Genomic DNA, 8,798 nt, shown 5'->3' on the forward strand with positions numbered 1-8,798 from the left:
GCTGGAGGCGTGAGCACCGACCTGCAGCCCGGCCCCCGGCCACTGCGCCCCGCGCCGGAGGTCGACCCGACCTTCCGGATGTTCGCCAGCCGCTCGGTGGCCGAGCACGTGGCGCGCGGCGTGCTGGGGCTCGTGCTGCTGGTCGCCGGCATCGCGCTGGCCCAGGCCGTGAGCGCTTGGTGGCTGCTGCTGCTCCCGCTCACCGTGGTGCTGTGGCGCGGCTGCCCGACCTGCTGGGTGATGGGCCTCATCGCCACCCGCGGCGCACGCGACGCCGACTGCGGCTGCTAGACCTCCACCCGCGCCCGGTGCTCGCGGGGTGACCCGGCGAGCTGGGTCAGCGCGTGCGCCCGCTTGAACCACAGGTGGGCGTCGTGCTCCCAGGTGATCGCGATGCCGCCGTGCAGCTGGATCGCCTCACCGGTGACCCGGAGCGCGGCGTCGGTGCAGTAGGCCGCCGCGACATGGGCGTGGTGGGCGGCGTCGTCGGCGCGCGAGGACACGGACCACGACGCGGTCCACGACGCCGAGCGGCTCATCTCGACCAGCACGTGCAGGTCGGCCATCCGGTGCTTGAGGGCCTGGAACGACCCGATCGGCCGCCCGAACTGCACCCGGTCCTTGCTGTAGGCCACCGTCGCCTCCAGCGCGCGGGCCGAGAGGCCGGTGGCCAGTGCCGCGACACCGGCCGCCTGCACCAGCGCCGCCCGCTCGGCGGCGGCCGCGGCGTCGCCCGCGGGGGTCGTCGTGGCACCGCTGAGGTCGAGGTCGGCCAGGTGCAGGGTCTGGTCGACGGTGCCGCGGCGGGTCGCCCGCGCGGTCGTCGGGTCGACCTCGACCAGGCCGCCGGGCGTGCCCGCGAGGAGCAGCGTCGCCACGTCGGCGTCGGCCACCGGGCGGCCCGACCCGTCGTCGTACGACGCCACCTCGCCGGCCGCGAGCCGGGGGAGCAGCCGGGCCCGGGCCGCGTCGTCGCCGCCGGCGAGCAGGGCCTCGGAGACGACGAGCGACGACAGCAGGGGCGAGGGCACGCAGGCCCGGCCGAGCTCCTCGAGCACGAGCAGTGCCTCGAACAGGCTGAACCCGGCCCCGTCGTGCTCCTCGGGGATCCCGAGCGCCGCCACCCCGATCTGCTCGCAGAGGGTCTGCCACAACCCCTCGTCGTACGCCGTCGCCCGGGCGTCGCCCCGCTTGGCCAGCAGGCTGCGGACGGTCGCGACCAGCTCGGTCTGCTCCTCGGTGAGCGCGAGCTCCATCAGCCGGTCCGTCCCTCGACCCGGTCGTGGAGCAGCGCGTCCAGGAGACGGGCGCGGTGGGCGGCGGGGGTGCCCCACGCACTGACCATGGCCCGGATGCCGACCAGCCAGAGGCTCAGGTCGAGCTCGGCGGTGTAGCCGATCGCGCCGTGCACCTGCAGGCCCGAGCGGGAGGCGAGGTAGGCGGCGTCGGCCGCCTGCACCTTGGCTGCCGAGGCCGGCACGGCCCCGAGCGCGGCGCCGAGCACGAGGGGTCGGGCGAAGTCGAGGGCGATGCGCACGTCCGCCAGCCGGTGCTTGATGGCCTGGTAGGACCCGATCTCCCGGCCGAACTGCCGCCGCTGCTTGACGTAGGCCACGCTGTCGGCGAGCACCCGCTCGCCCGCGCCGAGGAGCTGGGCGGCGTTGGCCAGGACGGCGAGGTCGAAGGCCTCGGGGTGGTCCTCGCGGGTCGGCGGGGCGCCGTCGAGGTCCTCGAGCCCCTCCAGCTCCGTGCCGCGGACCACCGGCAGGTAGGCCGCCGAGGCGACCCAGGGCCCGGGCACGGCGTACCGGCCGAGGGCCTCGAAGGCGACGACGACCTCGACCGGCGTGGCCTCCAGGGCGAGCTGGAGCACGCCCTGGCCGGCGAGCCGCTGCGCCAGCGTCGTGCCCGGCCCACGGTCGCCCGCGGCCCAGGCCCGGGCCGCGCCGACCGTGTCGGCCGCGGCCAGCAGCGCGTCGAGGGAGGCTGCGAAGTCGCGCTGGTCGTCGTCGAGCTCGAACCTCATCGCTGGGACCCCCTGGGCTCGCGGGGCAGGCCGAGGATGCGCTCGGCCACGATGTTGCGCTGCACCTCGTTGGTCCCGGCGTAGATGGGGCCGGAGAGGGAGAAGACGTAGCCGTCCAGCCAGCGCGACGGCTCCTCGGCCCGCTCGCCGAGCAGCCCGAGGGCGGTCTCGTGCAGGGCGATGTCGAGCTCGCTCCAGAACACCTTGTTGACCGAGCCGGCCGCCCCCATGTCGCCGCCGCCGGCCAGGCGGGTCACGGTGCCCCAGGTGTAGAGCCGGTAGGCCTGGGCCCCGAGCCAGGCGTCGACCACGCCCCGCCGGGCTGCGTCGCGGTCGGGGCCGTCGGGGGTCTCGCGGTAGAGGTCGACCAGCCGGTCGGCGGCGGCGCAGAACCGGCCGGGGGAGCGCAGCGACAGCCCACGCTCGTTGCCCGCCGTCGACATCGCGACCCGCCACCCGTCACCGGGCGCCCCGAGCACGTCGGCGTCGGGGACGAAGACGTCCTCGAGAAAGACCTCGGCGAAGCCGGGCTCGCCGTCGAGCTGCGCGATCGGGCGGACCGTCACCCCCGGCGCGTCGAGCGGGAAGAGGAAGTAGGTGAGCCCGGCGTGCCGCTGGGCCTCGGGGTCGGAGCGGAACAGGCCGAACCCCCAGTGCGCGTGGGCTGCCCGCGAGCACCACGTCTTCTGCCCGTCGAGCACCCAGCCGCCGCGCTCCTCGTCGCGCCGGGCGGTCGAGCGCAGGCTGGCCAGGTCGGAGCCCGCCTCGGGCTCGGACCAGCACTGCGCCCACACGGTCTCGCCGGTCGCCATCGACGGCAGGAAGCGGTCCTGCTGCTCCGGTGTCCCGTGGTCGAAGAGGATCGGGGCGAGCAGGAAGATGCCGTTCTGGCTGACCCGGCCCGGTGCGCCCGCGCGGTAGTACTCCTCCTCGAAGACCACCCACTCGACCAGGCTCGCCCCGCGACCGTGGTAGGCCTCGGGCCACGAGACCACCGACCAGCGGGCGTCGCTGAGCTGCTCCTCCCACGCCTGGTGGGCCGCCCAGCCCTCGACGGTGTCCATCGAGGGCAGCGGCTCGGCCGGCACGTGCTCGGCCAGCCAGGCCCGCGCCTCGGCCTGGAAGGCCCGCTCGCTCTCCGACAGGGTCAGGTCCATCTCCGCTCCCTGGGTTGGGGGTCACGCCGGTGGCTGAGGTGCGAGCCCGCGAGCCTCGAGGCCCCGGCCCCGCGAGTGGACGGGGCTCCGAGGCTCGTCGCTGGCGCTCCTCGCACCTCAGCCACCGTCCCTCAGCTCGTTCTTCAGCACCTTGCCGGACAGGTTGCGCGGCAGTGTGTCGACGTGGACGACCTGCCGCGGCACCTTGAAGCCCGCCAGCCGCTCGCGCGCGAACGCGACGACCTCGTCGGCCGGGGCGGCGCCCACGACGTAGGCGCGGCCGACCTCGCCCATCCGCTCGTCGGGGACCCCGACCACGGCGACGTCGTCGACGCCGTCGAGCCGGAGCAGCGCCTGCTCGACCTCGGCCGGGTAGACGTTGAAGCCGCCGGAGATGTACATGTCCTTGAGCCGGTCGGTGATGCGCAGGTTGCCCTGCTCGTCGAGGGTGCCGACGTCGCCGGTGTGCAGCCAGCCGTCGGCGTCGACGGCGGCCGCGGTGGCCTCGGGGTCGTCGAGGTAGCCGAGCATCACGTGCTCGCCGCGCACCAGCAGCTCACCGGTCCCCGCCTCGATCCGCACCTCCATGCCGGGGACCGCGCGCCCGCACGTGCCGGCCACGGTCTCGGCGGGGTCGCCGTCGCGGCACATCGTCACCACCACGGCCTCGGTCATGCCGAAGGCCGTCACGACCTGGTCGACCCCGAGCCCCTCGGGGGCGGCGTCCCGCATCCGCTCGATGAGCACCTGGGGCACCACGGCCGCGCCGGTGACGGCCAGCCGCAGCGAGGACAGGTCGTACGACGCCCGGTCGGGTGCGGCGAGCAGCGACTGGTAGATCGTGGGCGCCCCGGGCAGCACGGTGATCCGCTCCCGGTCGACGAGCTCCATCGTCGCGGTGACGTCGAACGTCGCGGCGGGGTACAGGGCGCAGCCGGTGAGCAGGCCGACGACGATGCCGATCTTGTAGCCGAAGGAGTGGAAGAACGGGTTGAGCACGAGGTAGCGGTCCTCGGACCGCACGCCGCCCAGCTCGGCCCAGGTGCGGGCCACGCCGACGGTCTGGCGGTGCGCGCTCATCGCGCCCTTGGACCGGCCGGTCGTCCCGGAGGTGAACAGGATGTCGGCGACGTCGTCGGGCCGCGCGCCGCCGTGCTGCCACGGCTGGGGGGTGGCGTGCGCGATGCTCGCGAGGGTGACGACCTCCGCGGTCACGCCCGCGGCCGCGAGCTCGCCCACCTGGTCGCGCCCGAGGAACCCGTCGTGCACCACGACCATCGCCGCGCCGGTGCGCTCGACCACGTCGGCCACCTCGGCGCCCACGTAGCGCGAGTTGACCGGCACCAGCACCCCGCCGGCGTACGACACGGCGAGGGCAGCCACGGCCCAGTCCGTGCTGTTGGGACCCCAGAGGACGACCTTGTCGCCGCAGCAGACGCCTCGGGTCACGTAGGCCATGGAGGCCGACTCGACGAGCCGGTGCAGCTCGGCGTAGGTGGTGGTGCGGTCGCCCTCGACGTACGCCGGCGCGTCGGCGTGCGCCGCGGCCGCCTCGCGCACGAGGTCGGGCAGGGTGGAGGCCGTCAACAAACCAAGCATTTGCTTGGTAGGGTAGCACCCGTGGACCTGACCTACTCCGATGCCGACCAGGCGTTCCGCACGGAGATCCGCACGTGGCTCGAGGACCACCTCGCCTCGGCCGACTGGGCCGGGCTCAAGGGCCTGGGCGGGCCGGGCAAGGACCACGAGGCGGTCGAGGAGCGGCTGGCGTGGAACCAGCACCTCGCCGCCCACGGCTGGACCTGCGTCGGCTGGCCGGTCGAGCACGGCGGCCGCGGGCTGAGCCTGTGGCAGCAGGTCGTCTTCCACGAGGAGTGCGCCCGGGCGCACGCGCCGCACGGGGTCAACCACCTCGGCGAGGCCCTGCTCGGCCCGACCCTGATGGCCTACGGCACGGCCGAGCAGCAGGCGCGGTTCCTCCCGCCGATCCGCGAGGTCACCGAGCTGTGGGCCCAGGGGTACTCCGAGCCCGACGCCGGCTCCGACCTGGCCAACGTGCAGACCCGCGCCCGCCTGGACGACGGCGGGGCCGAGGTGGGTGGTGAGTGGGTGCTCGACGGCCAGAAGGTCTGGACCTCCAACGCCCACTTCTCGCAGTGGATGTTCGTCGTCGCCCGCACCGAGCCGGGCTCGCAGCGCCACCGCGGCCTGTCCTTCCTCCTCGTCCCGATCGACCAGCCCGGCGTCGAGGTGCGGCCCATCGAGCAGCTGACCGGCGGGTCGGAGTTCAACGAGGTCTTCCTCACCGGCGCCCGCACCGGGGCCGACCTCGTCGTCGGCGAGCCCGGCCAGGGCTGGGCGGTCGCGATGGCGCTGCTCGGCTTCGAGCGCGGCGTCTCCACCCTCGCCCAGACCGTCGACTACGCCCGCGAGCTCGACACCGTCGTGGCCCGCGCCCGCGCCAACGGCTCCTACGACGACCTCGTGCTGCGCGACCGCCTCGCCACGCTCAAGGTCGAGCTGTCGGTCATCCGCGCCCAGGGCCTGCGCGGCCTGTCCAGCGCCGAGCCCGGCGCCGACTCGGTCTTCAAGCTCGTCTGGGCCGGGTGGCACCGCCGCCTCGGCGAGGCGGCCATGGAGGTGGCCGGCCACGACGGCCTGCTGACCCGGTCGGCCGACGGGTCGGCGTACGACCTCGACGACCACCAGCGACTGTTCCTCTTCTCGCGTGCCGACACGATCTACGGCGGCAGCGACGAGGTGCAGAAGAACATCCTCGCCGAGCGCGTGCTCGGCCTCCCGAGAGAGCCGCGCCCGTGACCAGCACCAGAGCCGAGCAGCCCACCCCGCCGTACGTCGCCGGGCACGACCTCCTCGCCGGCAAGGTCGTGGTCGTCACCGCCGCAGCCGGCGCCGGCATCGGCGCCGCCGTCGTGCGCCGCGTGCTGGAGGAGGGCGCCCGGGCGGTCGTGTTCTCCGACACCCACGCCCGCCGGCTCGGCGAGGCCGAGGAGGCGCTGGCGGCCGAGTTCGGGGCCGACCGGGTGCGCCAGCGGGTCTGCGACGTCACCGACGAGGCCCAGGTCGAGGCCCTCCTCGACGCGGCCGAGGAGCTCGGCGGCGTCGACGTCATGGTCAACAACGCCGGCCTCGGCGGCACCGCGTCGGTGCTGGAGATGACCGACGGGGAGTGGGGCCGCGTCCTCGACATCACGCTGACCGGCACCTTCCGCTGCGTGCGCGCGGCCGGGCGCCGCATGGTCGCCGCCGGCACCCGCGGGGTCGTCGTCAACAACGCCTCCGTCATCGGCTGGCGGGCCCAGGAGGGCCAGGCCCACTACGCCGCGGCCAAGGCCGGCGTCATGGCGCTCACCCGCTGTGCGGCGATCGACCTCGCGCCGCACGGCATCCGGGTCAACGCCGTCAGCCCGAGCCTGGCCATGCACCCGTTCCTGGAGAAGGTGACCAGCGCCGAGCTGCTGGCCGAGCTCAAGCAGCGCGAGGCCTTCGGCCGGGCCGCCGAGCCGTGGGAGGTGGCCAACGTGATGGTGATGCTGGCCAGCGACTACGCGTCGTACATGACCGGCGAGGTCGTCGCCGTGAGCAGCCAGCAGGCGTGACCCCGTGACCACGACCGAGCCCGCCGCCTCCCGCCGCGAGGAGCTGCTGGCCATCGCCGCGCGGCTGTTCGCCGAGCAGGGGTTCCGCGGCACCACGGTGCGCCACATCGCCGACGCCGCGGGCATCCTGTCCGGCTCGCTCTACCACCACTTCGACTCCAAGGAGTCGATGGTCGACGAGGTGCTGCGCACCTTCCAGGACGAGCTCTTCGGTCAGTACGACGAGATCCTCCGCTCCGACGCCGACGCGCGCACCAAGCTCGAACGCGCCGTCGAGGTGTCCTTCGCCGCGATCGACCAGCACCCCCACGAGGTCGCGATCTTCCAGAACGAGGCCGCCCACCTCGGCGCCTTCGAGCGGTTCGCCTACCTCGCCGAGCGCAACGCCCAGTCGCGCCAGGTGTGGATCACCCTGCTCACCGAGGGCGTCGCCTCCGGTGCCCTGCGCGCCGACCTCGACATCGAGGTCATCTACCGGTTCATCCGCGACACCGTCTGGGTCGCGGTCGGGTGGTACCGCCCGGGCGGCAAGCTCACCCACACCGACATCGCCCGGCAGTACCTCACCATCCTCCTCGACGGGATAGCCCATGCCTGAAGCGTTCATCGTCGACGCCGTCCGCACCCCGGTCGGCAAGCGGGGCGGCGCCCTCGCCGGCGTCCACTCCGCCGACCTCGCCGCCCACACCCTGGCCGCGCTGGTCCGGCGCACTGGCGTCGACCCGGGTGCCGTCGACGACGTCATCCTGGGCTGCTGCGACACCATCGGCTCCCAGGCCGGTGACGTCGCCCGCACCGCCTGGCTGGCCGCCGGGCTGCCCGACCACGTGCCCGGCGTGACCATCGACCGACAGTGCGGCTCCTCCCAGCAGGCCGTGCACTTCGCCGCCCAGGCCGTCATGTCCGGCACCCAGGACCTCGTGGTCGCCGGCGGCGTGCAGAACATGTCGGCCATCCCGATCTCCGCGGCCATGCTCGTCGGCCAGCAGTACGGCTTCACCACGCCGTTCGCCGAGTCGCCCGGCTGGACCGAGCGGTACGGCGACGTCGAGGTCTCCCAGTTCCGCAGCGCCGAGATGATCGCCGAGGAGTGGGACATCAGCCGGGAGGACATGGAGGCCTACGCCCTCGCCTCCCACGACCGCGCCCGCACCGCCATCGCCGAGGGCCGCTTCGAGCGCGAGATCGAGCCGCACGGCGACCTCGCCGTCGACCAGTGCCCTCGCGAGACGTCCCTGGAGAAGATGGCCGGCCTCCAGCCGCTCGCCCCCGGCGGTCGGATCACGGCCGCCGTCGCCTCCCAGATCTGCGACGCCTCCTCGGCCCTCCTCGTCGCCTCCGAGCGCGCGGTGGCCGACCACGGCCTCACCCCGCGCGCCCGGGTGCACCACCTCTCGGTCCGCGGCGACGACCCGGTGTGGATGCTCACCGGCCCCATCCGCGCCACCCGGCACGCGCTGGAGCGGACCGGCCTCACCGTCGACGACATCGACCTCTTCGAGTGCAACGAGGCCTTCGCGTCCGTCGTGCTGGCCTGGATGAAGGAGCTCGACGTCCCGCACGGGAAGGTCAACGTCAACGGCGGCGGCATCGCCCTCGGCCACCCCATCGGCGCGACCGGCACCCGCATCATGGCCACGATGCTCGCCGAGCTCGAGCGCAGCGGCGGCCGCTACGCCCTGCAGACCATGTGTGAGGGCGGCGGCCAGGCCAACGTGACGATCCTCGAGCGGCTGTGAGCTGGATGGTCGTGTGTGGACCGGACCCACGGTGGTCGAGGAAGGCGCGCCAGCGCCTGTCTCGAGACCACTCCGCCCGGCGCGACGTGTGGCCTCGACCCCACGGTGGTCGAGGAAGGACGGAGCCCCGTCTCGAGACTGTGAGTGTTTCCTTGCAGCCCTGGTGGTGGTGGGGTTGTGGGTCGGTGACCGGTGGTGTGACTCATCTCGAGACTGACGCGCGGTGGTGGCGTTGTCCTGGAGCTGGACTTGTCCG

9 protein-coding genes are annotated in these 8,798 nt (G+C 74.1%); 5 read left to right on the top strand and 4 right to left on the bottom strand.

The window, feature by feature from the left end; translation table 11 throughout:
- Positions 1 to 9 precede the first annotated feature (9 nt).
- A complete protein-coding gene (locus FJQ57_RS20970; protein ID WP_139984104.1) occupies positions 10 to 291 on the top strand; it encodes a hypothetical protein in 282 nt (93 codons plus the stop codon).
- Here FJQ57_RS20970 and FJQ57_RS20975 read toward each other — a convergent pair.
- The 4 genes from FJQ57_RS20975 to FJQ57_RS20990 all read right to left on the bottom strand — a co-directional run bounded on the left by FJQ57_RS20975 (position 288) and on the right by FJQ57_RS20990 (position 4,770).
- The gene (locus tag FJQ57_RS20975; protein WP_139984106.1) at positions 288 to 1,256 is read right to left on the bottom strand and encodes an acyl-CoA dehydrogenase family protein; all 969 of its coding nucleotides are present in this window, start codon (positions 1,254 to 1,256) and stop codon (positions 288 to 290) included. The two genes, FJQ57_RS20970 and FJQ57_RS20975, sit on opposite strands and share 4 nt — an antisense overlap.
- Positions 1,256 to 2,026, bottom strand: coding sequence for an acyl-CoA dehydrogenase family protein (locus FJQ57_RS20980; protein WP_139984108.1), 771 nt, complete (start codon positions 2,024 to 2,026; stop codon positions 1,256 to 1,258). The genes FJQ57_RS20975 and FJQ57_RS20980 overlap by 1 nt, the downstream gene beginning before the upstream one ends.
- The gene (locus tag FJQ57_RS20985) at positions 2,023 to 3,183 is read right to left on the bottom strand and encodes an acyl-CoA dehydrogenase family protein (protein WP_139984110.1); all 1,161 of its coding nucleotides are present in this window, start codon (positions 3,181 to 3,183) and stop codon (positions 2,023 to 2,025) included. The genes FJQ57_RS20980 and FJQ57_RS20985 overlap by 4 nt, the downstream gene beginning before the upstream one ends.
- 117 nt (positions 3,184 to 3,300) lie before the next feature.
- Positions 3,301 to 4,770 carry a FadD3 family acyl-CoA ligase gene (locus tag FJQ57_RS20990; RefSeq protein WP_281284300.1) on the bottom strand — a complete coding sequence of 490 codons (1,470 nt, stop codon included), beginning with the start codon at positions 4,768 to 4,770 and terminating at the stop codon, positions 3,301 to 3,303.
- A 33-nt stretch (positions 4,771 to 4,803) separates the two neighbouring features.
- Here FJQ57_RS20990 and FJQ57_RS20995 point away from each other — a divergent pair, with 33 nt between their 5' ends.
- From FJQ57_RS20995 to FJQ57_RS21010, 4 genes are read left to right on the top strand one after another with little or no spacing between them, the layout of a single operon-like run.
- The gene (locus FJQ57_RS20995) at positions 4,804 to 6,003 is read left to right on the top strand and encodes an acyl-CoA dehydrogenase family protein (protein WP_139984114.1); all 1,200 of its coding nucleotides are present in this window, start codon (positions 4,804 to 4,806) and stop codon (positions 6,001 to 6,003) included.
- Positions 6,000 to 6,803 carry an SDR family oxidoreductase gene (locus FJQ57_RS21000; RefSeq protein ID WP_139984116.1) on the top strand — a complete coding sequence of 268 codons (804 nt, stop codon included), beginning with the start codon at positions 6,000 to 6,002 and terminating at the stop codon, positions 6,801 to 6,803. The genes FJQ57_RS20995 and FJQ57_RS21000 overlap by 4 nt, the downstream gene beginning before the upstream one ends.
- Before the next feature lie 4 nt (positions 6,804 to 6,807).
- Positions 6,808 to 7,401, top strand: a complete 594-nt coding sequence (locus tag FJQ57_RS21005) for a TetR/AcrR family transcriptional regulator (RefSeq protein WP_139984118.1) — start codon at positions 6,808 to 6,810, stop codon at positions 7,399 to 7,401.
- Positions 7,394 to 8,542 carry an acetyl-CoA C-acetyltransferase gene (locus tag FJQ57_RS21010; protein ID WP_139984120.1) on the top strand — a complete coding sequence of 383 codons (1,149 nt, stop codon included), beginning with the start codon at positions 7,394 to 7,396 and terminating at the stop codon, positions 8,540 to 8,542. The genes FJQ57_RS21005 and FJQ57_RS21010 overlap by 8 nt, the downstream gene beginning before the upstream one ends.
- Positions 8,543 to 8,798: the final 256 nt, after the last annotated feature.

The organism is Nocardioides litoris (assembly GCF_006346315.1).
GTDB lineage: Bacteria > Actinomycetota > Actinomycetes > Propionibacteriales > Nocardioidaceae > Nocardioides > Nocardioides litoris.